Genomic DNA, 22,739 nt, shown 5'->3' with positions numbered 1-22,739 from the left:
CTCCTGTTATTCAGCTACGATCGCAAGCGCGTCATTGATGAGCTGAGCTTGTTGTTTTGCATGCAAATATGGTGAACCACACGCTGGAGCGGCAGAAGCCTCACGACCAGCAAAGCTGATACGAACCTGTTTACCAGCTTTCATCACGTCATCATATAGACGCGGCGCGATGAACAACCAAGCACCTTGGTTCTTCGGTTCTTCCTGAGTCCAAACCAGTTCTTTCACGTTTGGATAAGCTTCAAGAATTTCCGCAATGCGTTGTTCTGGGTATGGATACAACTGTTCAATACGAACAATTGCCGTGTTGTTCAATTCTTTTTCACGACGTTTTTCAAGCAGGTCGTAATACACTTTACCACCACAAAGTACCAGACGGGTCACGTCGGCCTTGTTGATGTTGCTGTCGATTTCGTCAATCACAGTCTGGAAAGTACCAGTTGCTAGCTCATCAAGAGATGAAGTTGCCAGCTTGTGACGCAGTAATGATTTCGGTGACATCACAATCATTGGCTTACGGATTGGACGAATCGCTTGACGACGTAAAGCGTGGAAAATCTGTGCTGGTGTAGTCGGGGTAATCACTTGCATGTTGTCTTCAGCACACAGCTGTAAGAAACGTTCTAAACGTGCAGATGAGTGTTCCGGACCTTGACCTTCAAAGCCGTGTGGCAGCAACATGGTTAAACCACATACACGTTCCCACTTGGTTTCACCAGAGGCGATGAACTGGTCAATCACCACTTGCGCACAGTTAGCGAAGTCACCAAATTGTGCTTCCCAAATGATCAGACCGTGTGGAATAGTGGTCGCATAACCATATTCAAATGCCAGTACCGCCATTTCAGACAATAGCGAGTCATATAAAGCAAAACGCGGCTGGTTTTCTTTCACATGGCACAGTGGAATATAAGTTTCGCCATCAACCTGGTTATGCAGTTTGGCATGACGGTGCGAGAAGGTACCACGACCTACGTCTTCACCAGTAATACGTACCAGGTAACCCTGATCTAGCAGTGTTGCATAGGCTAGAGTTTCAGCAGCACCCCAGTTCAGCGGCATTTCGCCGGTCTGCATTTTCAGACGTTCGTCAATCACTTTAGACACCTGACGCTGCATCACGAAACCTTCTGGAAGTTTACGCATGCCTTCACCAAGCTCTTTTAAGCGCTCAGCCGGGAAAGTGGTATCCCATTCGTCAGTGTATTCATGGCCCAGGTACGGCGTCCAGTCCACATACATTTTCTTGTTCGGTTCAAGAACCAGCGCATTGGCAACGTGATTACCTGCTTCAAGATCGGCACGGTAGTCTTCAACCATTTGGTCTGCAGCAGCGCGATCTAATACGCCCTGTTGTACTAGTTGGTCTGCATACAAAGTACGTGTAGTGGCTTTCTTGTTGATCACCTGATACATCAGTGGCTGGGTTGCAGATGGCTCATCCGCTTCGTTGTGACCACGACGACGGTAACAGAACAGGTCAATCACTACGTCTTTACGGAAAGTATGACGGAAGTCGTGTGCCAATTGCGTTACGAAGATTACCGCTTCAGGATCATCACCATTCACGTGGAATACTGGCGCCTGAACCATTTTCGCGATGTCGGTACAGTATTCTGTAGAACGCGCATCACGTGGATCAGAGGTAGTGAAACCAACCTGGTTGTTAATTACGATGTGCACAGTACCACCCACGGTATAACCGCGTGTTTGTGACATCTGGAAAGTTTCCTGGTTCACGCCCTGACCTGCAAATGCAGCATCACCGTGTACGATTAATGGCAATACGTCATCGCCACCAATGTCTTTACGACGTACTTGACGGGCACGTACCGAACCTTCAACCACAGGTCCAACAATTTCAAGGTGCGACGGGTTAAACGCCAATGCCAAGTGAACTTCGCCACCTGGGGTCATTACGTTAGATGAGAAACCTTGGTGGTACTTAACGTCACCCGAACCTTTCTTGTGTAAAGATTTACCTTCGAACTCGCCAAACAGGTCAGCCGGGTTTTTACCCATGATGTTAACCAGCAAGTTCAGACGGCCACGGTGTGGCATACCAATCACGACTTCTTTACAACCAACCGCACCGGCACGTTGAATCAGTTCGTTAACCATTGGAATGAAAGATTCACCACCTTCCACACCAAAGCGTTTTGCACCAACGTATTTATTACCTAAATATTTTTCCAGACCTTCAGCGGCAGTTAAACGCTCAAGGAAGTGTTTTTTCTGTTCTGCATTGAAGCCATACTGACCACGGGCACTCTCAAGACGCTGTTGAATCCAGCGTTTCTCTTTGGTGTCAACAATGTGCATGTACTCTGCACCAATTGAACCGCAGTAAGTTGCTTCCATCGCTTCAACCATTTCGCCCAGCGTGGTATCTGTTTTACCAATCGCCAGGTTGCCTGTGTTGAATACGGTATCTAAATCAGATTTGGTTAAACCGTGCGCAGCAAGATCAAGATCTGGCACTTCTTCGCGTTTTGCCAAACCTAGCGGATCTAATTTTGCTTTTTGGTGACCACGATTACGATACGCTGCGATCAGTTGCAGGACGCCTATTTGACGACGTTCATGCTCAGAGCTTACCGCGCTTTGAGCCACAGACTGAATACGATTTGAGTTGCGACCCAATAAAAGGAATTGCTCACGTACATTGCTATGAGGTTGATCACCTTTTGGGAATTTATCGAAGTACACTCTCCAGTCTTCACCAACTGACTCTGGAGACGTTAAATACTGCTCATAAAGTTCTTCAATATACGCTGCACTATCAGCGGAAAGTTCAGTGTCAAGACGCAGAGCGTCAGCAACTTCTTGCATTTGTGGACCCATTTCCTATTGCAAAAACATTTTTCAGGATGCTTTTTAAGCAAAACCCATGATTGATAATGTCAAATTGGTAACATGACATTCGTCCCCATTCGACAACTGTCATGAGGCGTTATCACTACATTAGGACTACCCAATGTGAATAATGAATCATAACGCCCTGATTGGCATCATCACTCATTTTATACTCGGCCAAAACCGAGCAATTTTTTTTGCAAATCGACTTAGAAAAATTAATTCGGCAAATTAGCTTTTCTAAATAGGTTTACTCTAATTTCTGGCTTTCTACATCTCTTTAAATGTTGAAAAAATGTACATAAATTCAACCTCAATTTTTAAATATAGAAGTTTATTAATCGTAACATGATCTCCAACTCTCAATTGATTTTTTTGACGTATACCTCCTATAAATTGGCGAAATACAAGAAACATATTTTGCTCTAACATATGGTGCTTTATTTAATAATTAGAAGCAATTAAGACCAAAGTCCAACGGCTTCTTTATTTCATAAAACAAAAGAGAGCACATCTTTCAATCTGCCCTCTTCAACTTGCGTTATATAATAACATCTTGCACCACTTTTTGCAGTCTCATGCCCCATTTCTGGGCGTATTAAAACAAAATACCATCACTCTATTACACTTTTTTAGAAGATTGATTTAAAACTATTCACCTGCACTTTTCATACCCAGTTTGTATGCAGCAATGCATCTCATCAGACCAACCCCATTCAAGTGTTCAATAAAACAGCATAAAAAAAGCACATCCAGAGATGTGCTTTTTGAATTCACCAAACTGGCGTTCAGATTAACCCGCAGTATCCAGAAGCATGTTACGGATGTGACCGATTGCTTTGGTTGGGTTCAGACCTTTCGGACAAACTGACACACAGTTCATGATGCCTTTACAACGGAACAGCGAGAACGGGTCATCAAGACGCGCCAGACGCTCTTGAGTTGCAGTATCACGTGAATCGATGATGAAGCGGTAAGCATTCAACAGCGCTGAAGGACCCAGGAATTTGTCCGGGTTCCACCAGAATGATGGGCATGAAGTTGAACAGCATGCACATAAAATACATTCATACAGGCCATCTAGGTGCTCACGGTCTTCCTGAGACTGTAAACGCTCTTTTGGTGGCGCAGGCTGGTTGTTGATCAAGAATGGCTGAATCTTGTTGTACTGGTCGTAGAACTGATTCATATCAACAACTAGGTCTTTGATCACTGGCAGACCTGGTAATGGACGAATGGTGATTTCATTTGGTAAATCGTTCAGGTTCCAAAGACACGCCAAACCGTTTTTACCATTGATGTTTACACCATCAGAACCACAAATACCTTCGCGGCAAGAACGACGGAACGTTAAAGTTTCGTCTTGTACTTTCAACGCCAAAAGTGCGTCAAGCAACATACGATGCTTATCAGTCAATTCCAGCTTGAATGTTTGCATGTACGGTGCTTTATCCTTATCAGGATCATAGCGGTAGATATGAAATGTACGAGTACCTCTACTCATCTTGTTTCTCCTGATTAGAATGTACGTGGTTTAGGTGGAATAGCTGCAACAGAAAGCGGCTTGTAACGTACTGGTTTGTACTCAAGACGGTTGTCTGCAGAGAACCACAGAGTGTGCTTCATCCACTCATCATCACGACGACCATAAGAATAAGTCGGGTGATCTGGTGGTAATTCAAAGTCTACAACAGTGTGCGCACCACGACACTCTTTACGCGCAGCAGCAGAAATCAAGGTTGCTTTTGCGACTTCGTATAGGTTTTCAACTTCTAATGCTTCTACACGTGCAGTGTTGAAGACTTTAGATTTGTCTTTCAGGTGGATATTGCGAACACGTGGTTCAAGCGCAAGAATCTGTTTCACACCTTCTTCAAGCAATGCTGAAGTACGGAATACACCTGCGTGATCCTGAACGATGTTACGAATTGCATCCGCAACTTCTTGAGCGTTTTCACCTGAAGTTGATTCGTCAAGTTTACGAATACGGTTCAGCGTGTTTTCAAGTACAGTTGTAGGTAGTGGTTCGTACTCGCCATCGTGCTGTTTAGTTACATACTCAATGATATGTTGACCAGCCGCTTTACCAAATACCACCAGGTCAAGCAGTGAGTTAGTACCTAAACGGTTTGCACCGTGTACAGATACACATGAACATTCACCAATTGCATAGAAACCTTTTACAGGTTTCGCAAAGTCACGACCTTCCGCATTTGTAGAATATGTGTCAGTGTCTTTGTCGTAGTTGGCAACCAGTGGAGTCGTTTCACGAGATTCTGGAACAACAACCTGACCATGAATGTTGGTCGGAATACCACCCATTTGGTAATGGATTGTTGGTACAACCGGAATTGGCTCTTTAGTACAGTCAACGTTCGCGAATTTCTTGCCAATCTCGAATACAGATGGCAGACGTTTCATGATCGTGTCAGCACCCAGGTGCGTCATATCCAGCAAGATGTAGTCTTTGTTTGGACCACAACCACGGCCTTCTTTAATTTCCTGGTCCATAGAGCGTGATACGAAGTCACGTGGCGCCAAGTCTTTTAAAGTTGGAGCATAACGTTCCATGAACGGTTCGCCAGAATCGTTACGAAGGATACCACCCTCACCACGACAGCCTTCCGTTAACAATACGCCTGCGCCAGCAACACCTGTTGGGTGGAATTGCCAGAATTCCATATCCTGTAATGGAATACCTGCACGAGCAGCCATACCAAGACCGTCACCCGTGTTGATATACGCGTTAGTAGAGGCACGGTAAACACGACCTGCACCACCAGTAGCGAATAGCGTCGCTTTAGCTTGGAATACCGCAATTTTACCTGTTTCCTGGTCAATTGCAGTTACACCCAGTACGTCGCCTGCTTCGTTACGGATTAAGTCAAGTGCAATCCATTCAACGAAAAATTGAGTCCCCATTTTCACGTTGCTTTGATAAAGCGTGTGAAGCAGCGCGTGGCCTGTACGGTCAGCAGCAGCACATGCACGTGGCACAGCTTTTTCACCGTAGTTTGCAGAGTGACCACCGAATGGACGCTGGTAAATTGTACCGTCTGCGTTACGGTCAAATGGCATACCCAAGTGTTCTAATTCATAAACCACTTGTGGCGCTTCACGCGTCATGAATTCGATCGCGTCTTGGTCGCCTAACCAGTCAGAACCTTTAACTGTGTCATAGAAGTGGTAGTGCCAGTTATCTTCTTGCATGTTACCAAGAGATGCACCAATACCACCTTGCGCTGCAACCGTGTGCGAACGTGTTGGGAATACTTTGGTCAGTACTGCAACTTTCAAACCCGCTTGAGCAAGTTGGTAAGATGCACGCATACCTGAACCACCACCACCAACGATGACTGCGTCAAAAAATTGGTGTGGAATGTTTGAATAATCTTCTTTAGGGTTAATCGCGCCCATGATATCTTCCTATCAATTCGCCCAGAAAATCTGGATTGCCCAGATTGCGTATGCAAAAACAGCAATAATCACTGCTGAAGTCAGCACTAGGCGTAAACCTGAAGCTGAAGGACCCATCTGACGAGTAGTCACGTAATCTGTGAATACCTGCCACATACCAATCCATGCGTGTGCAACAAGAGATAAGACTGCCAATAAAGATAAAATCTTCATTGGTAATGTCATCATAAAGCCGTACCACTGTTCAAAGTTAAATCCGCCATTCAGCAGAATCCAACCAAATACCACAACGGTATAAACAGCAAGAACAACAGCACTTACGCGTTGGATAAACCAGTCGCGAGAACCTGAACCCGTTAAACCTGTAGCACTTTTCATTAGAGAACAATCCATACAAAGGCTGCGAGAATACCAATCGCAGACAAGACTAATGCGATAGTAGCTGCAACACGACCACTTTGCAGTTCCTCTGCAACACCAAGGTCAGCAAGTAAATGCTTGACACCAGCGATGAAGTGATAGATTAATCCGGCTACAAATACCCATACGATAAAGCGGACAAAGAAACCGTTAAAGATTTCCTGTACTTCTGCAAAACCTTCTGGCGAAGACAAAGACTTGTCTAATAACCAAAGAAGTACCGGTACGAGTAAAAATACGATGACACCTGAAAGACGGTGTAAAATTGATGCAATAGCCACAGGTGATTTTAAGTTTACTGATAAAACTTGACCCATGGACAAATTGACAGGTCTGTTGCTTTTCACAGCGGGCATCCTGTAAGTAAAAACTCCATCCGGAGTTTGTTGGAATTAATTCGAAGGAAAGCTGGCATTGCTAGGCATTCGAATGCCTATATTCAAAACGACACTGAATTATAAAACGTCAACTATTAAAATACAAACAACCGCACTGGGCTTTTTGAACAAAAAACCCTTAAATAAGAATCATTAACAAATAGGTAATTTATGAAACACATCAACCGGATACATCTTTAAGGCATCATCTCACTGTTTTTTATTAATTTATTTTATATTTCTGCTATTGGTTTTAGCTATAATTGCAATTTTCACCGGACTGAAATATTTAGACTAAAGCAGCACAGTAAATGTCTAGACACTATATTATTGAATCTTTTCACTTTATCTTTGGGTGCCTGAATATTTTTTCCTTGAATATTTGCTATCAGGCAAACAACATGAAATATTTTCAGCGCCCTGCCCGTGCTTCCCGCTTCAGGCCGGCATTTGGATTTTGAGTCTTGCAAAAGCTGACAGATTGCTCTGACTTTACTTGCAATTTCAGCGCATCAGAACAAGTTAACTGGCTGAATGGCTGATTTAATCAGCTATTTTTTAACCAGTTAAACCTAAAAAAATGACAGACTTAGCGCTTTTATTTATGAATAACAAAGCAGCAGCAGAACCGGCAAAGCCCAGCTAAGTTATGAAAAACAGATATATTTCGGAAAGCTTAAAATTCCAGCAGCCCGGCTTTTCAAGAGCTTTTAACGCTAAAAAATTGCTTACAATTAAAGCATTCCTATTATTTTTTTCTGCACCTGCCCGGGAATTTGACTTATTATAGCGCGTCGGTGCTGTGATTTTACTCAGTTTTTCATACGAATATTTTTTGACTAAGCTGCTGTGTCAGCGTCACTTTTTATCCATAAGTATAATTGACAAAATTTCAGTACACACTAATCTTATAGCAAATTTTCGATCCGTCTGATTCGCGCATTAAAAGATTGATACTACGAGTCAGATCAACATTCACCAGGACAGGAGATCTATTGAATGTCTGAAGCAACTGGCAAGAAAGCCGTTTTACAGCTTGATGGCAAAGAAATTGAATTACCAATTTACAGCGGCACATTGGGCCCAGATGTAATTGACGTTAAGGATGTGTTGGCTGCAGGTCACTTTACTTTTGATCCTGGTTTTATGGCGACAGCTTCTTGTGAATCTAAGATCACATTCATTGACGGTAACAAAGGTGTTCTGTTACACCGCGGTTACCCGATTGATCAATTGGCGACTAAAGCTGATTACCTGGAAACTTGCTACCTGTTATTAAACGGCGAGCTTCCAACAGCTGAGCAAAAAGAAGAGTTTGACGCGAAAGTTCGTAACCACACCATGGTTCACGACCAAGTTAGCCGCTTCTATAACGGTTTCCGTCGTGATGCGCATCCTATGGCGATCATGGTTGGTGTTGTGGGTGCATTATCTGCGTTCTATCACAACAACCTGGACATCGAAGATGTTAACCACCGTGAAATCACTGCGATCCGTTTAATCGCGAAGATTCCTACTTTAGCAGCTTGGAGCTACAAGTACACTGTTGGTCAACCATTCGTTTACCCACGTAACGACTTAAGCTACGCTGAAAACTTCCTGTACATGATGTTTGCTACACCTGCAGACCGTGACTACAAAGTGAACCCGATTCTTGCCAAAGCAATGGACCGTATCTTCACTCTTCACGCTGACCACGAGCAAAACGCGTCTACGTCTACAGTACGTTTAGCGGGTTCTACCGGTGCTAACCCTTATGCTTGTATCGCTGCGGGTATCTCTGCACTTTGGGGTCCTGCGCACGGTGGTGCGAACGAAGCAGTTCTTAAGATGCTGGATGAAATCGGCACTGTAGAAAACGTTGCTGGCTTCATGGAAAAAGTGAAGACTAAAGAAGTTAAACTGATGGGCTTCGGTCACCGTGTTTACAAAAACTTCGACCCACGCGCGAAAGTAATGAAAGAGACTTGCGACGAAGTTCTTGGTGCATTAGGTATCAACGATCCACAATTAGCGTTAGCAATGGAACTTGAGCGTATCGCGCTTTCTGACGAATACTTCATCAAGCGTAACCTGTATCCAAACGTAGACTTCTACTCTGGTATCATCCTGAAAGCGATTGGTATTCCGACAGAAATGTTTACTGTGATCTTCGCGCTTGCACGTACAGTTGGTTGGATCAGCCACTGGTTAGAAATGCACAGCGGTCCTTACAAGATCGGTCGTCCTCGTCAGCTTTACACTGGCGAAGTTCAACGCGACATCAACCGTTAATCCGGTTCGCGTTCAACGACGAAAAAACCACCCGTTTGGGTGGTTTTTTTATGGACATTCAAACTAAATGCGCGTTTCGACCAGACCGAGGCAACGCCAATATTCAGCGCAAAAGTACGTTAAGCTACCTGATAATGCTCCAGATCTAGGCGCTGTAAACGTCGCTTTAACTCGGCCAGTGACCACGGCCAGGCGGCAAAGTTGCGACCATTCTGGTCCAGATAATAACTTTGACAGCCGCCACGGTTAAACACAGTTTTCTGCACATGAGTCTGTACTTTGGCATTGTGGTATTTCAGCACATCCGGCTTGATTTCAATGCGCTTTAAGCCCTTGGCTTTCATTTGCAATAAACCACTGACAATATAGTCCAGTTGCGCTTCGGCAATGCCAATAAAGGAATCATAGACCAGAATATTCGGCCCGAGCACCAAAAAGGCATTGGGTAAATGCTGGATACTGGTGCCCAAAAAGGCTTCGGGTGAACTGCTCTGCCACAGCTCGGAAAGTCGTTGGCCTTGGGCATTCTGCACACGGCGACCAATCGGTGGATGTGACACCTCAAAGCCCGTTCCCCAGATAATCACATCGACCTCATGCCGGTCACCATTGGCGGAAATCACCGTATTGCCTTCAATTTCCACCAAGCCATGCGGAATTAAAGTGCTATTCGGGGCCTGCAAGGCCGGATAATAATCATTGGCAAACAGTAAACGCTTACAGCCGACCGAAAAATTGGGGGTAACCGCCTGACGTAAAGCCGGATCTTTGACCTGTAATTTTAACAGCTGCCGGCTGAGTACATTCACGGGCTCCAACAAAGGTGGATGACGCAGGCCAAAATTAATCAGATTCAAAGATTGCGATACCGCACCGCGCCAACGCTGCTGGATGACCGGAAACTTGGCCAGTGTACTTTTCATCACCTGATTCAGAGGCAGATCAGGCTTTGGCAGGACCCACGGCGCTGTACGCTGGAAAATATATAACTCTTTGGCCAGAGGCTGAATTTTCGGAATAAACTGAATGGCCGAGGCGCCGGTGCCAATGACCGCAATGCGTTTACCACGCAGGTCATAGGCATGGTTCCAGCGTGCCGAATGGAACATTTCGCCCTTAAAACTGTCGATACCTTTAATTTTCGGCAGTTGCGGCTCGGTAATCGGGCCGGTAGAGAAAATCACGGTTCTGGCCCGATATCGCCCTTTGCTGGTGTTGAGCTCCCACATCTGTTCAGTCTCATTCCAGCGTGCATCTTGCAGTTCATTATGAAATTCAATCTTGGCATATAGCTGAAAACGGGTCGCCACATCTTCCAGATAACGCAGGATTTCCGGCTGCTTGGCAAATAAATGACTCCAGCCATGACTTGGCGCAAAGGAAAAAGAATATAAGGCCGAGGGCACATCACAACCACAACCCGGATAGGTATTGTCCCGCCAGGTGCCTCCTACCCGGCCGGCTTTTTCCAGCACCAGATAATCCTGATAGCCAGCCTGATTCAGTTTATAGGCCGCTGCCAGACCGGAAATACCCGCCCCAATAATAATGGTGTCATAGACCCGGCTTGGCATAGTAGTTGATCTACCGCGCTGCTCAGTTGTTTGAGAATTTGGCTGATTGGCCCCTGCCCTTGCTGATGCTGCACTGGCACTTTTGGCTTTTCGACTAGGCTTTTTGAGCACAAGATCGGCCGGCTCAGCGACCGTTTGCAACGTGACTTGATCATCTTGTTTCATTTTTTTCTACTCAGGATTTTTGTACATATTTATTGAATAATGGATAACCCACACCCAGCAGCTTGGTATATAAACGCGGCGCGGCACGCTTGAACCACCAGAACAGTTTGGCATCTGGCTGTGGAATGGTATACAGCTCGCCCCGGTCTAAATTGTTTAAGGTCTGCGCTACCACCTGCTCACAGCTGACAAAGGCATGATGGGTCAGCAAATGATCTGCCAGTCCCGAATAATGCGCAGGCAAACGGCCATTTTTCATGATATTGGTCGGCACCAGCGTTGGGCATAACACATTGATGCGAATATTGGCGCCACGTAACTCGGCAGACAGGGTTTCAGACAAGGCCAGTACGCTGGACTTGCTGACGTTATAGGCGGTCATTTCCGGCGCTGCGGTATAACCAGCAGCCGAAGCGACATTAATAATCGCACCACCACCCTGCTGTTTCAGTTTCGGTACGAAATAATGACAACCGTGGATCACGCCCCATAAGTTGACCTGCATACACCATTGCCAGTCGGCCAGGCTGACTTCATCAAACTTGCCACCCAGCCCCACACCGGCATTATTGATCAGCAAAGTCACCGGATGGCCCAACAGCTGTTCAGACTGTTCAGCCAGTTGCTGCACCTGCTCGGCCACACCCACATCACATTGCAACGCAAAGGCCGCAGTCGCAAACTGGTGTTCAATCTGCTTGGCGGTTGCTTGAGCCGCCGCCAGATTGATATCGGCACAGATCACGCTGCCACCACGCCTGGCCAGTTCCAGCGCAAAACTGCGTCCAATCCCACTGCCTGCACCGGTCACCACCGCATAGGCCTGCTGGCTCAGTCGCACTTTTTTTGCAAATAATCCCATCATCCTTCTTCATCCTTACACTTTGAGCGCCGGGGTAAATTCCTTGACGAAATACGGCGTTAACACCCCGCTTTCCGGATGCAGCAAACGTTCCTTGTAATAGGCTAAAAAGGCCGAAGTATCATGGTCATTCGGATGAAAACCGGGACGCAGATAATCCAGAATATGCACCCAGCTACTGCCATACACGCCATCTTGCAGACCAAAAATCAGCTTGATGCTACGCGGCAGGTCTTTCCAGTAACTCAGGCTAAACAAATTAGACGGTTTGCGATAAAACGGCACCAGCAGCGAGGCAATGGAAATCAGCACCAGGATGGTGATGAGCGCCGGGAAGAAACCGGCAATGCGCAAGCCATAACTGTTGGATAAAGACTGGAACACATCATAGGCAATGTCTTTGTGTTCCGATTCTTCCAGCATGTGCCACATCCAGATGGCACGCTGCTTTTCATCATGCGACTGGAAGAAAATTTCCTCATGATTCATCATGTACTCGGCCAGCACCGCGGTGAAATGTTCAATGCCAGCTATCAGCGACAGTTTCATCGGCTGTGGCAAACGGTTAAAGCCGTGATCAAAGACAAATCTGGCCCAGGAACGGAACAGCTCAACCGGCAGATCGGCATCCCGAAAGGCATCATTCAGCTCTTCATGCAATCTGGAATGTAGCGCCTCCTGGCCAATTTGGGAGGTGACCCGCTGTTTTAGCACGGGATCATTTAACAGCTCACGATGATAACGCGCGGTGTCAATCACCAGATCTTCGCCATAGGTCAGGAAAATCGACAGCGAGGCAAAATAGGCACTGGCCAGTTCGGCATTCAAGTAAAATTTGGGATCTATTTCTTCGGCCTTAAAGTCGAATTTCATATGCCGGATTGGGAGGGCAGCCGACTGTTTCTCGGCATCAAAAGGTGTCGTGCTGAAAAAATGGCGAACAGGCTGAGGTAAAAACTGAGCAATCTGCATGGCTATTCTCTTTGTTTTGTCCATTTGAGCCAGGTCAAGACACCGTGGTCATCGACCTGAATGAGACCAAAACTAAGCCAGCCCTGCATTGAAACCAGTTGCCAAAATCGTCATAAAATTGGCAAATCGTGACTTTAAAAAATATTGTCTGACAATTTGCTCACACTTTTTTCCGCAGAGCTCATTTCCTTGTCAATTGGGGTCAGCGCCTATTTGGACACTCTGTCACTGCGGTTACTGGGCAGATAACGCACTTTGCGTTCTTTGGACTGATAAATCCACTGATGATCGAACAGGCCCTGATTCAGATGTTCAAAACGGAAGTTACCAATCGCGACCGCATAAAAACCGGTGCCCTGCTGTTTCTGCTGCTCGACTTGGGCCATCAGTTCTGTCGGTAACTGCCCCATGATGAAATCGGACACCACCAGCACATCAGCATTGTGAAAATTTGGCTGGGCCAGCATCGACAGGGCATGTTCGATGGCGGGAATAACATCGGTGCCGCCATGAAAAGACTGGCTAAGAAAGTGAATCAGATCATCCAGCGAATAGCCTTCGAGTAAATTCAGGCTGGTCAGCTGGGTCGAGAAGTTAATTAAATACATCGGGCGTTTGGCTTTCATGGCCTGAATTGCCAGATACAGACTCATGGCTTTGGCAATCAGCTCCGGCTGGCCGTGCATGGAACCGCTGGTGTCCAGACACAAAATCATCGGGCCTTTTTGCCCCAGACGCTTGTGCCGTGCTGTTTGATCCTGAATTACCCGACTGCTGTGCTGACCTTGCAGGTTAAAGCTCATCAGGTTGGATTCCAGATATTTCAGGTCAAATAAAAGCGCCAGATCGGGATCGGCCAGTAAGGCCAGCTCGCTCGGCAGCGCCAGATTCAAATCCTGCGCCAGCTGAATACCGGTAATTTCTTCATGCCAGTGCTGCTCCAGCAATTCCAGCTCCTGCTCTGGCCGATGCTGCTGCACGGCCTGGCGCGGATAATGTGCAGGCTGGGCAGAACCGATTTTCTGACACAAGGCTTGCAGCTCACGATCCTCCTGCAAATAGCTGGCCCATTGCTCAAACTGCTGGATATCCTGTGGTTGTAACTGGCCTCTGGAATAGTCAATAAAAATACCGGTTTCGATGCCGGTGGCATCTTTGTATTTGGCCAGTCGCTGCATCTGGCTGAGAAAATCGCGAATCTCATCCAGAAAAGCATCCCGCTGCAAGGCCAGCTGCTCAAATTCCCAATGAGCAATGGCTTCGGTCAGTTTACGTTGCCATTTTTCTGTTAATAACTGTGCCTGTAGCTCGCGCTGTCCGGCAGAGAAAGTAGCGCTTTGAGTCCAAAACGGGCTTAAATCAGGCAGCCCCAGCTGAGCCTGAAAATCCTGATATTGCACCTGCATCTGCTGAAACTCGGCGCTATTGATGGAGGGCTGCGCCAGCCAGTGTTCCAGTTGCTGCTGCACTTCCCTATAAGGATGCTGCTGATCGAGACTGGATTTGGCCTGATAGGCCCAGGCCCGGACTTTATCATCCAGATGCTGACTGACTTTCTGATCATCCAGCCAGTGTTTTAAGGAGGAGTCGGCTAGTTCCTGATACAGCTGTCCGGTCAACTGCTCTAACGCTGTATGCTGACGCTGATGCTGCTGCAGGTCTAGCCTTGACATAGCTGTTCCAGCCGCGCGCAGTCTTGCAGTTGCAGCTGATAGCGCTGTAACTGCTGCTGCACATGCTGTTGTAACTGGGCACTGTCGGCGGCGGCAACAAAGACTGAAGCAAAATGTGCTGACTGGGCATCAAAACGCTGCTGTAACAGGGCTAAATCTTCGCTCAGTGCATTTTGTAGCTGGGCAAGCTCTCCCCGCAACTGCTGCACCAACTTTTCATCAATGACACGGCGTGCGCTGCCTTTCGGGTATTTAATATACGGTGTGACCACTTCTTCCAGCCCATAATAGCCGCCTTTTAAGGTACAGACCCGGCCGCCATTAAAGTTACACACGATGCCGCGAATTTCCTCACCGGAAGCATCCACAGCAAAGAAATCCTGTTTGCTGTCCATTTTATTTAATAACAGATACAGCACTTTATCCTGATAATGATGATCCAGGTGAGTCACTGCTCTTAAGTATTCCTTGTCCTGAATCAGATAGCTTTCATAGACATCATCGGTATAGTAAAAAGCGTTCAGCATCTGCTGTTCCAGCTCGTCTTTGCGCTGAATTAGTGACTCCAATTGCAAATCGGCGTGCAAGCCAATCTCCAGAATGGCCTGATCAATCAGCTTGTGCATCTCCCGAATATCTTCCAGCTGATTCCACAGGCAGGATTTCAGAAGATACAGATCACTGACCAAGACCTGCGGCCGGCCATTTAAAAATGCCGCAGCTTTGAGCAGATAGGCTACACGTTGCCAGCGCCGGTCCGAAATATAGACCGACAGGCCATCGACATGCTGCTGTAAATACTGGCGAATCAGATCAATCACCTGTAATACCAAAGCCGGCAGCTCAATTTCATGAATCTGTTCGCGCCATTCGGCCAGCTCGGCCTGGGTAATTTTAAGTGATTCATCCATCTGTAAATGAGCACTGCCCGGTTTGGCTTGTAGCAGCTGATGAAAATTGCCGGCCTGCTGAATGGGTTCGACCACCAGACGCAAAATAAAACGGTCATACAGCGCATCCAGTCCCTGATTCGGTTCAGGAATTTCATTGGATGCACCAATCAGCACACTTAAGGGCACCTGCTGCAGCTGCTCGCCATTTTTAAAGACTTTTTCATTCACCAAAGTCAGCAAGGTATTTAAAATGGCCGGGCTGGCCTTCCAGATTTCATCCAGAAAAGCAAAATCGGCACAGGGCAGATAATGCTCGGTTTTACGAATATAGTGATCTTCTTTTAAGGCTTTAATTGACACCGGGCCAAAAATTTCTTCGGGTGTACTAAAGCGGTTCATCAAATATTCAAAATAGGCATCGACCTCAAAAGCGGCTGCAACCCGTCTGGAAATCAGGCTTTTGGCCGTGCCCGGCAAGCCGTATAAAAAGGTATGACTGCCAGCCACAGCAGCCAGCAAGGTTTGTGCGATCACCTGTTCACGTTCATACATCTGCTGAGACATTTGCGAAATAAGTGTATGAATACGTGCTTTCATCGAATACCTGAACCTGCGCGAAAAACTGCATTGTAACGGTTTGCGGAAATGAAGAAAAACCGGCAAGCCACCGCAGATGAAATTTTTGCTACATATCTGCCTGCCAGTTTTGTTATAACTGGGAAAATTGAATGGCCCGACCTGATCTTTCACCATGCTGTTATTGAAACTGTTACCGCTGCTACTGCGCCTGCTTAAACTGGAGCAGTTTCGCTGCCGGGCTTTAACCCCGGGCGAAATTGCGTTGTGCCAGCGCGTATTCGGGCAGCTGATTGATTACAGCCGGGTCAGCATCATGAATCATCCTTATTTGCCCTGGCAACCGGCGCATATTCTGATGGCGCCGCAAGGTTATATTCATGTGCGTGATCCATTGTACCGGGAAGATTATAGCCAGGCACCGCTTGCCTTTCAGGCGGTGCTGATTCATGAAATGACACATATTTACCAGCATCAGCAGCAGATTAATGTGCTGCTGAAAGGTGCGCTGCTGCAAACCGCTTTTTATCTGTCTGCCGGGCGGTATAATCCCTACCGTTACCAGCTAATTCCCGGTAAGCCGTTTTTTGCCTACAACATTGAACAGCAAGGCGATATTGCCCGCGATATTTTTTTAAACAAGATTGACAATATTATTCTGCATCCACCGGCCTAAACTGCGCTGCAATAGCGCTTTCATGTTGCAAGCTGCCGGTTTTTTTGTGCCATCAGGCCTGATTCACCAAACCCATGCTTTTGTTACTCAAGCTTACTAAATAAAGCATTATGCGCCTTCTCTCACGGCGCGAATTGCCGCTACTATGCAATTATCCTGAATATGCTCTAGCATCTGAATTAATTTAAGATAAAATAAACCCGTCTGATTTTTTGCATTGCAAAATAAGATTTTATCAAGTCGTATGCGTATTACTTTTTATACTTGAGCCAGTCGGCAGTACTTTTTAGTATCAGAATGCACCGCTGCCCGATCACCATAATTACAAGCGGCAGCCGGTGTATTCAAAACCCTATAGGAATAGGACGTAAATTAATGAAATCTTTTAAAATTGCCCTTGCACAGTTCTCTCCATACATTGGCAATCTCGAAGCAAATGCGCAAAAAATGCTTGAACAAGCAAATGAAGCGAAAAAACAACAGGCTGACCTGATCATTTTCCCAGAGCTTTCTCTGATTGGTTATCCAGCAGAAGATTTGCTGTTACGCCCAAGCCTCAAAAAACGCACGCAAAAGGCCTTTGAACAGCTCAGCCAGATTAAAGACATCGTCGTGGTATTTGGTTTTGTCAATGAAACTGAAGATGGCCAGCGTTATAACTCGGCTGCGGTAATGAAAGATGGCCAGATTCTGGGTATTTATAACAAGCAGAATTTACCGAACTACGGCGTGTTTGATGAAAAACGTTATTTTAACGAAGGTCATCAACATCTGGTCTTTGAATACTTGGGGCATAAATTTGGCGTACTGATTTGTGAAGATGTCTGGTCTTTAGCCACTGTACAGCAACTGGCCCAGCTGAATGTAGAAACCGTGCTGGTGCTGAATTCATCGCCATACGAAGTTGGTAAACCACAGCACCGTATTGATACCATGACTGCGCTGGCCAAACAGCTGAATCTGAACCTGGCCTATGTCAATCAGGTTGGTGGTCAGGATGATCTGATCTTTGATGGCACCAGCTTCCTGATCAGCAAAGACGGTGAACTGGCTTTACGTGCGCCAACCTATCAGGAAGGCCTGTTTGTGGTGGAGTATGAAGCCGAACAGCAGCGCTATAAAACGGGCGAACAGGCGGCAGCCCTCGACACCATGGCTGAAATTTATCAGGGTCTGGTGCTGGCAACACGTGACTATGTACAACGTTCAGGTTTCCCAGGCGTGATTCTGGGTTTATCTGGCGGGATTGACTCTGCACTAACCTTGGCCATTGCGGTTGATGCCCTGGGTGCAGACAAAGTACAAGCGGTGATGATGCCGTATACCTATACCGCGCAAATTAGTGTAGAAGATGCTGCACAGCAAGCCAAAACCATGGGTGTGACCTTTGGCATTGCCGAAATTCACTCGATTGTGAACAGCTTTATGCAAACCCTGTATCCATTCTTTGGCAATAGCCCGGTTGATACCACCGAAGAAAACCTGCAGGCCCGTGCCCGCGGTACGTTGCTAATGGGCTTATCCAATAAATTTGGCAACCTGGTCCTGTCGACTGGTAACAAATCTGAACTGTCAGTCGGTTACTGCACCCTGTATGGCGATATGGTTGGTGGTTATGCAGTTCTCAAAGATGTCTACAAAACCATCGTGTTTGAACTGGCCAAATACCGGAACAGTATAAGCGAACAGCCGGTGATTCCGGAGCGTGTAATTAGCCGTCCGCCATCAGCTGAACTGAGCCCGGACCAGAAAGATCAGGACTCTTTGCCACCGTATGATGTGCTAGATGCGATCCTGTATGCCTATATTGAAGAAGACCTGAGCCAGGACGATATTATTGCCAAAGGCTTTGATCAGGCTGTGGTTGAAAAAGTGGTGCGTCTGGTTGACCGCAATGAATACAAACGCCGTCAGGGCGCAATTGGTCCGCGCATTACATCACGTTCTTTTAGCCGTGAACGCCGTTATCCATTAGTCAATGGCTGGAAACCGGGCCTATAAGCTCCTGATCTGATCCATCCTAAAAACCTCAAGCCAGTCTTGGGGTTTTTTATTGTCTGCTGGAATGAGGCTACTTAGAATACGCATCTTCCCCTGCCATCTAAACCGATCCTATATTTTTGAGTTCTACGTCATTCAAAAAAACCAATATCAATGAATCGTCTAGGTTGACTAAAAACAGATAGACAACGGTCTATGTTTAACCCTATGTTCAAGATATGCATGAGCTAAAATTGGATGCAATGGATTTCATATGACACTAAGAAATACCCTGCAGACTTTAGAACAGATTTATCATTATTTAATGAACGTCCGCATTTTCATCGCTATAGCCAGTATGAGCGCCTGAACGCGTTTTTCGCCGAAATCCATGATACAGGCAGTATCGAGTTTGAAGCTGGGCAGTCTTATCTGTTTAAAGGTATATTTAATGGCAAGCCTAAAGTGATTGATGGTTCTAAAGCGCCGGCCCTTGCGCATAAACAGGAATTCTTAAGCTGGGTACAGCAACAGCTGAATTCCTAAGCCAGCATTTTACTCATCGCTGGTATCTAAATTGCGCGGAGAGTTTGCACAACATTTTTTTGGACTTTTTGAACAGACAAAAAAAGAGACCAAGCTGAGAGCTTGGTCTTTTAAAATGGTGGCTATGACGGGACTTGAACCTGTGACCCCCGCATTATGAGTGCGGTGCTCTAACCAACTGAGCTACATAGCCGTAAACTGTGTGCGCATTATCTAAAGTTCGGACTTTATCGTCAAGATATTTATCTACTCAAATGAACACTGTTTAAGCAAAACATGACGTTTTTATTAATTTTTAACCGGATTTGCAATTTTTTACTTGGGTCAAACCCTTTCGCTGACTATGATGAAACTTTCCAGGATCAATCATTTGAACACAATGCAGTTAAAAATATGGATCAGTAGTCTGCTAGTTGCGACATTATCGGGCTGTCAGCTGGTTGCCCCACTCATGGTGGACTATAACGGGGTACGCCGCGATGTCGCAGAATTTATTAATGGTCATCTCTGGTTCACCATTCCGCAAAAACGCATTCTGGTCGAGTATGCCAAAGGCCAGCAGAAGATTTTAACCGCAGATCGCCTAAGTCCTGAAGCACAACAGGCGCTTGCACAGGAACGCTATGAAGGCCGTTATTGTGCTGCACAAAAAATTACCGTGTCCAAACTGGATCAGGTCGATGAGAAAATTTTTGTCTATGCCGACCAGCAGCAACGCTGGCAACAGATTCAACAGCTACAGCAGACGCTGAAGCTGGATGTGCAGCAGCTCAACTGCGAGCACAGATTTTAAAGACAAAAAAAAGATCACATAAGGATGTGATCTTTAAAAATGGTGGCTATGACGAGACTTGAACTTGTGACCCCCGCATTATGAGTGCGGTGCTCTAACCAACTGAGCTACATAGCCGTAAACTGTGCGCGCATTATCTGCTGTAATGTTTATAACGTCAAGCCCTTCTACAGGCTAATTGTACAAAATTTGGTGAAGTGAACCGATAAGCCGGGTTCTGTCGAGAACGATCATTCCTCTAGGCGTACAATCACTCATACGCTCAAGCGACCTACCCGAATCCAGTACGGGCCGTACCTCAGGATTCCTATTTGGTCTTGCTTCTGGTGGGGTTTACCATGCCATGAACTGTTACCAGTCATGCGGTGCGCTCTTACCGCACCCTTTCACCCTTACCTTCGATTTCTTCCGAAAAAGAAACCTGAATGAAGGCGGTCTACTCTCTGCTGCACTTTCCGTCGGCTCACGCCGCCCAGGCGTTACCTGGCACCCTGCCCTATGAAGCCCGGACTTTCCTCCCCTGCTTTAGTCACGGAGACCTCCACAGCAGCGATCGTCTGGTTCACTTCGAGGGCGCATCTTAACAAATAAATGCACTAATTGCTCGTGCTTTTTTGATCAATCAGTTTTTGATACTTTTCCAGCAATTGTTCCTGGGTTTCGACATGATGGGGATCATGCGGAATACAGTCCACCGGACAGAATAACTGACACTGCGGTTTATCATGATGCCCGACACATTCGGTACACAGCGCCGGGTTGATTTCATAAATCAGCTCGCCCATGAAAATAGCCTCATTCGGGCACACAGGTTCACAGACATCGCAGTTAATGCATTCATCGGTAATATATAAAGACACGCTACCAACCTTGTTGATGTTTGCGTTCAAAGGCTTCGACCACGGTTTGCGGCACAAACTTGGTGACATCGCCTTTTAAACGCGCAATTTCACGCACCAGCGTGGATGAAATAAACGAATATTGCTCTGACGGCGTTAAAAATACCGCTTCAAAATTGGTATCCAGCTGACGGTTCATATTGGCCAGCTGAAACTCGTATTCAAAGTCAGACACTGCACGTAAACCACGCAGTACGGCAGTGGCCTGCTGTTCGCGGAAGAAATTCACCAGCAGGCCATCAAAGCCGACAAATTCTACATTGGGTAAATGGCTGAGTGAGGTTTTGGCCAGTTCTACCCGCTCATCTAGAGTAAACACCGGATTTTTATGATGACCAATGGCAATTGCGACCACCACTTCATCAAACATTCTGGCCGCCCGTGTTACTAAATCGATATGACCATTGGTGATTGGATCAAAGGTCCCCGGATAAATCACGCGAGTTTTAGACATCCATTTTTACTCTAGTTGGTTTTGTAGAGCCATATTTTAGCAAAAACTTGATTTATTGGTGAATAAACTCGGCCAATTTCACAAAAATCCTGCGATAGTGCTGCAATTCAGCGCTGATTTTGGAATTGTCAGCATGCCTGTGTTTGGGGCACAATAGGCCTAACGTTGGAAGTGACTCATTATGGCGAAAGCAACTGTAGTTAAAAAAAATACCAGTGGCACGATTGCACAGAACAAACGTGCACGCCACGATTATTTTATTGAAGAAAAATTTGAAGCCGGACTGTCCCTGCAAGGCTGGGAAGTCAAGTCTTTGCGTGCCGGTCGTATGAGCCTGACCGAAAGCTATATCACCTTTAAAAATGGTGAAGCCTTCTTATTTGGCGCCCAGATTCAGCCTTTACTGTCTGCTTCGACCCACGTGGTGCCGGAAGCGACCCGTACCCGCAAGCTGTTACTGAACCGCAAAGAAATTGCCAAACTGCTCGGTGCGGTGAATCAGAAAGGTTATTCCTGTGTGCCGCTGGTCTGTTACTGGAAAGGTCCACTGGCCAAACTGGAAATTGCCCTGGTGAAAGGGAAACAGCTGCATGATAAACGTGCCACTGAAAAAGACCGCGACTGGCAGCGTGATAAAGCCCGTTTAATGCATAAATAAGCACGCCTGAACACAAGTGCTTGATGTAAAAATGCCTCCAACATGGGAGGCATTTTTTATGGCGTCATTGGGAATCAGGCTTAGTTCTGTTTTAAACCCACCAGATAAGCGCCAAACTTCACCGCTGTTTCCAGGTCACCTTCTGGTGGGGTGACCTCAACGCTGGCATTGTCAGACTGGGTCATCAGCCCCAGAAAGCTCGACATCCGGTTAATATCATGCGGGCTACGGCCAGTCGGCATAAACGGCAAGCCCGACCATAACATGCCATGCTGCATGGCAAATAAATTGATCTGCTGTAACACCGCCAGCTTGTCACCGCTTAAACCGCCGCCATTGGTAAAGCCTGCGGCAATTTTGCCCTGCCAGCTTCGTGCCAGCCAGCGCTTTGAAGATTGTTCCATAAACTGTTTCAGCGACGAAGTCAGACTGCCCATATAGGTCGGACAGCCCATGACCAGAATATCGCTCTGATCCAGCACATCCCAATCGACCTCGCTCACTGCCATTAAATGTACCTCAGCTCCGGCTTTTTCGGCGCCCTGCACAATATGCTGTGCCACCTTGGCGGTATGGCCATAGGGACTATGATACACAACACAGACTTTTACTTGCGACACAGATGTTTGATCAGTAACAGACATGGAAACTTTAAAAACCCAATAATTCAGTCA

At 46.4% G+C, this 22,739-nt stretch carries 19 protein-coding genes, 2 tRNA genes and 1 other RNA gene; 6 read left to right on the top strand and 16 right to left on the bottom strand.

From position 1 onward, the window contains the following. Nucleotides 1–6: 6 nt before the first annotated feature. The 5 genes from GA693_RS01960 to sdhC form a co-directional block, all read right to left on the bottom strand. Nucleotides 7–2,832, bottom strand: coding sequence for a 2-oxoglutarate dehydrogenase E1 component (locus GA693_RS01960; protein WP_216071805.1), 2,826 nt, complete (start codon nt 2,830–2,832; stop codon nt 7–9). An 817-nt stretch (nt 2,833–3,649) separates the two neighbouring features. Next, nucleotides 3,650–4,360: a succinate dehydrogenase iron-sulfur subunit gene (locus GA693_RS01955; RefSeq protein WP_005176256.1), complete on the bottom strand. Its 711-nt coding sequence runs from the start codon at nt 4,358–4,360 to the stop codon at nt 3,650–3,652. A 14-nt stretch (nt 4,361–4,374) separates the two neighbouring features. Beyond that, nucleotides 4,375–6,273: an FAD-binding protein gene (locus GA693_RS01950; RefSeq protein WP_005176254.1), complete on the bottom strand. Its 1,899-nt coding sequence runs from the start codon at nt 6,271–6,273 to the stop codon at nt 4,375–4,377. A 12-nt stretch (nt 6,274–6,285) separates the two neighbouring features. Continuing rightward, complete coding sequence (gene sdhD / locus GA693_RS01945; protein ID WP_005176252.1) at nt 6,286–6,651, bottom strand: succinate dehydrogenase, hydrophobic membrane anchor protein; 366 nt, start codon at nt 6,649–6,651, stop codon at nt 6,286–6,288. Next, the gene (gene sdhC, locus GA693_RS01940; RefSeq protein WP_005176242.1) at nt 6,651–7,049 is read right to left on the bottom strand and encodes a succinate dehydrogenase, cytochrome b556 subunit; all 399 of its coding nucleotides are present in this window, start codon (nt 7,047–7,049) and stop codon (nt 6,651–6,653) included. The genes sdhD and sdhC overlap by 1 nt, the downstream gene beginning before the upstream one ends. 1,020 nt (nt 7,050–8,069) lie before the next feature. On the opposite strand from sdhC, the gene gltA reads away from it, so the two are divergent. Beyond that, the gene (gene gltA / locus GA693_RS01935) at nt 8,070–9,344 is read left to right on the top strand and encodes a citrate synthase (protein ID WP_005176240.1); all 1,275 of its coding nucleotides are present in this window, start codon (nt 8,070–8,072) and stop codon (nt 9,342–9,344) included. A 119-nt stretch (nt 9,345–9,463) separates the two neighbouring features. Here gltA and GA693_RS01930 read toward each other — a convergent pair whose 3' ends face one another. The 5 genes from GA693_RS01930 to GA693_RS01910 form a co-directional block, all read right to left on the bottom strand. Then, complete coding sequence (locus GA693_RS01930) at nt 9,464–10,918, bottom strand: flavin-containing monooxygenase (RefSeq protein ID WP_168383302.1); 1,455 nt, start codon at nt 10,916–10,918, stop codon at nt 9,464–9,466. A gap of 175 nt (nt 10,919–11,093) precedes the next feature. Beyond that, complete coding sequence (locus GA693_RS01925; protein WP_034597594.1) at nt 11,094–11,945, bottom strand: SDR family NAD(P)-dependent oxidoreductase; 852 nt, start codon at nt 11,943–11,945, stop codon at nt 11,094–11,096. Nucleotides 11,946–11,960: 15 nt separating this feature from the next. Further along, nucleotides 11,961–12,917: a metal-dependent hydrolase gene (locus tag GA693_RS01920; protein WP_160241536.1), complete on the bottom strand. Its 957-nt coding sequence runs from the start codon at nt 12,915–12,917 to the stop codon at nt 11,961–11,963. Between the two features lie 209 nt (nt 12,918–13,126). Further along, nucleotides 13,127–14,590 (bottom strand): VWA domain-containing protein, encoded by a 1,464-nt coding sequence (locus GA693_RS01915; RefSeq protein WP_005176227.1) that lies wholly within the window; start codon nt 14,588–14,590, stop codon nt 13,127–13,129. Then, entirely contained in the window at nt 14,578–16,080 is a 1,503-nt protein-coding gene (locus GA693_RS01910) for an AAA family ATPase (protein WP_160241537.1), read from the bottom strand. Before GA693_RS01910 ends, GA693_RS01915 begins: the two co-directional genes overlap by 13 nt. A gap of 154 nt (nt 16,081–16,234) precedes the next feature. On the opposite strand from GA693_RS01910, the gene GA693_RS01905 reads away from it, so the two are divergent. From GA693_RS01905 to GA693_RS01895, 3 genes are all read left to right on the top strand, one after another. After that, entirely contained in the window at nt 16,235–16,735 is a 501-nt protein-coding gene (locus tag GA693_RS01905; protein ID WP_016659914.1) for a hypothetical protein, read from the top strand. Between the two features lie 375 nt (nt 16,736–17,110). After that, on the top strand, nt 17,111–18,736 hold the full coding sequence (locus tag GA693_RS01900; RefSeq protein WP_005176221.1) for an NAD+ synthase: 1,626 nt from the start codon (nt 17,111–17,113) through the stop codon (nt 18,734–18,736). 237 nt (nt 18,737–18,973) lie between these two features. Beyond that, nucleotides 18,974–19,261, top strand: a complete 288-nt coding sequence (locus GA693_RS01895) for a hypothetical protein (RefSeq protein WP_087662151.1) — start codon at nt 18,974–18,976, stop codon at nt 19,259–19,261. A gap of 116 nt (nt 19,262–19,377) precedes the next feature. Here the strand turns inward: GA693_RS01895 and GA693_RS01890 are convergent. Further along, nucleotides 19,378–19,454: transfer RNA gene (locus tag GA693_RS01890), tRNA-Met, on the bottom strand. 186 nt (nt 19,455–19,640) lie between these two features. Here GA693_RS01890 and GA693_RS01885 point away from each other — a divergent pair. Further along, nucleotides 19,641–20,054 (top strand): hypothetical protein, encoded by a 414-nt coding sequence (locus tag GA693_RS01885; RefSeq protein ID WP_225876425.1) that lies wholly within the window; start codon nt 19,641–19,643, stop codon nt 20,052–20,054. Between the two features lie 40 nt (nt 20,055–20,094). Here the strand turns inward: GA693_RS01885 and GA693_RS01880 are convergent. The 4 genes from GA693_RS01880 to coaD form a co-directional block, all read right to left on the bottom strand. Further along, a tRNA-Met gene (locus tag GA693_RS01880) sits at nt 20,095–20,171 on the bottom strand. A 73-nt stretch (nt 20,172–20,244) separates the two neighbouring features. Further along, nucleotides 20,245–20,623: RNase P RNA component class A (rnpB, locus tag GA693_RS01875), an RNA gene on the bottom strand. Between the two features lie 27 nt (nt 20,624–20,650). Continuing rightward, the gene (locus GA693_RS01870) at nt 20,651–20,914 is read right to left on the bottom strand and encodes a YfhL family 4Fe-4S dicluster ferredoxin (protein ID WP_034597403.1); all 264 of its coding nucleotides are present in this window, start codon (nt 20,912–20,914) and stop codon (nt 20,651–20,653) included. A 1-nt stretch (nt 20,915) separates the two neighbouring features. Next, nucleotides 20,916–21,407: a pantetheine-phosphate adenylyltransferase gene (gene coaD / locus GA693_RS01865; RefSeq protein ID WP_005176208.1), complete on the bottom strand. Its 492-nt coding sequence runs from the start codon at nt 21,405–21,407 to the stop codon at nt 20,916–20,918. 181 nt (nt 21,408–21,588) lie between these two features. Here coaD and smpB point away from each other — a divergent pair, with 181 nt between their 5' ends. Beyond that, the gene (gene smpB / locus GA693_RS01860) at nt 21,589–22,065 is read left to right on the top strand and encodes an SsrA-binding protein SmpB (protein ID WP_005176206.1); all 477 of its coding nucleotides are present in this window, start codon (nt 21,589–21,591) and stop codon (nt 22,063–22,065) included. 80 nt (nt 22,066–22,145) lie between these two features. Here smpB and GA693_RS01855 read toward each other — a convergent pair whose 3' ends face one another. Then, nucleotides 22,146–22,709 carry a flavodoxin family protein gene (locus GA693_RS01855; protein ID WP_160241538.1) on the bottom strand — a complete coding sequence of 188 codons (564 nt, stop codon included), beginning with the start codon at nt 22,707–22,709 and terminating at the stop codon, nt 22,146–22,148. Nucleotides 22,710–22,739: the final 30 nt, after the last annotated feature.

This window comes from Acinetobacter indicus, assembly GCF_009914475.1.
Lineage (GTDB): Bacteria > Pseudomonadota > Gammaproteobacteria > Pseudomonadales > Moraxellaceae > Acinetobacter > Acinetobacter indicus.
The sequence above is the reverse complement of the archived record's forward strand: the minus strand, read 5'-3'. Positions and strand labels throughout refer to the sequence as shown.

Excerpts from the sequence above, each read along its gene's own strand:
- GA693_RS01895 (WP_087662151.1), top strand. The coding sequence starts at position 18,974 with ATGCAATGGATTTCATATGACACTAAGAAATACCCTGCAGACTTTAGA.
- GA693_RS01900 (WP_005176221.1), top strand. The coding sequence starts at position 17,111 with ATGAAATCTTTTAAAATTGCCCTTGCACAGTTCTCTCCATACATTGGC.
- GA693_RS01910 (WP_160241537.1), bottom strand. The coding sequence starts at position 16,080 with ATGAAAGCACGTATTCATACACTTATTTCGCAAATGTCTCAGCAGATG.
- GA693_RS01920 (WP_160241536.1), bottom strand. The coding sequence starts at position 12,917 with ATGCAGATTGCTCAGTTTTTACCTCAGCCTGTTCGCCATTTTTTCAGC.
- GA693_RS01960 (WP_216071805.1), bottom strand. The coding sequence starts at position 2,832 with ATGCAAGAAGTTGCTGACGCTCTGCGTCTTGACACTGAACTTTCCGCT.
- GA693_RS01885 (WP_225876425.1), top strand. The coding sequence starts at position 19,641 with ATGCAGTTAAAAATATGGATCAGTAGTCTGCTAGTTGCGACATTATCG.
- sdhC (WP_005176242.1), bottom strand. The coding sequence starts at position 7,049 with ATGCCCGCTGTGAAAAGCAACAGACCTGTCAATTTGTCCATGGGTCAA.
- gltA (WP_005176240.1), top strand. The coding sequence starts at position 8,070 with ATGTCTGAAGCAACTGGCAAGAAAGCCGTTTTACAGCTTGATGGCAAA.
- GA693_RS01925 (WP_034597594.1), bottom strand. The coding sequence starts at position 11,945 with ATGGGATTATTTGCAAAAAAAGTGCGACTGAGCCAGCAGGCCTATGCG.
- sdhD (WP_005176252.1), bottom strand. The coding sequence starts at position 6,651 with ATGAAAAGTGCTACAGGTTTAACGGGTTCAGGTTCTCGCGACTGGTTT.
- GA693_RS01950 (WP_005176254.1), bottom strand. The coding sequence starts at position 6,273 with ATGGGCGCGATTAACCCTAAAGAAGATTATTCAAACATTCCACACCAA.
- coaD (WP_005176208.1), bottom strand. The coding sequence starts at position 21,407 with ATGTCTAAAACTCGCGTGATTTATCCGGGGACCTTTGATCCAATCACC.
- smpB (WP_005176206.1), top strand. The coding sequence starts at position 21,589 with ATGGCGAAAGCAACTGTAGTTAAAAAAAATACCAGTGGCACGATTGCA.
- GA693_RS01955 (WP_005176256.1), bottom strand. The coding sequence starts at position 4,360 with ATGAGTAGAGGTACTCGTACATTTCATATCTACCGCTATGATCCTGAT.
- GA693_RS01915 (WP_005176227.1), bottom strand. The coding sequence starts at position 14,590 with ATGTCAAGGCTAGACCTGCAGCAGCATCAGCGTCAGCATACAGCGTTA.
- GA693_RS01905 (WP_016659914.1), top strand. The coding sequence starts at position 16,235 with ATGCTGTTATTGAAACTGTTACCGCTGCTACTGCGCCTGCTTAAACTG.
- GA693_RS01930 (WP_168383302.1), bottom strand. The coding sequence starts at position 10,918 with ATGCCAAGCCGGGTCTATGACACCATTATTATTGGGGCGGGTATTTCC.
- GA693_RS01855 (WP_160241538.1), bottom strand. The coding sequence starts at position 22,709 with ATGTCTGTTACTGATCAAACATCTGTGTCGCAAGTAAAAGTCTGTGTT.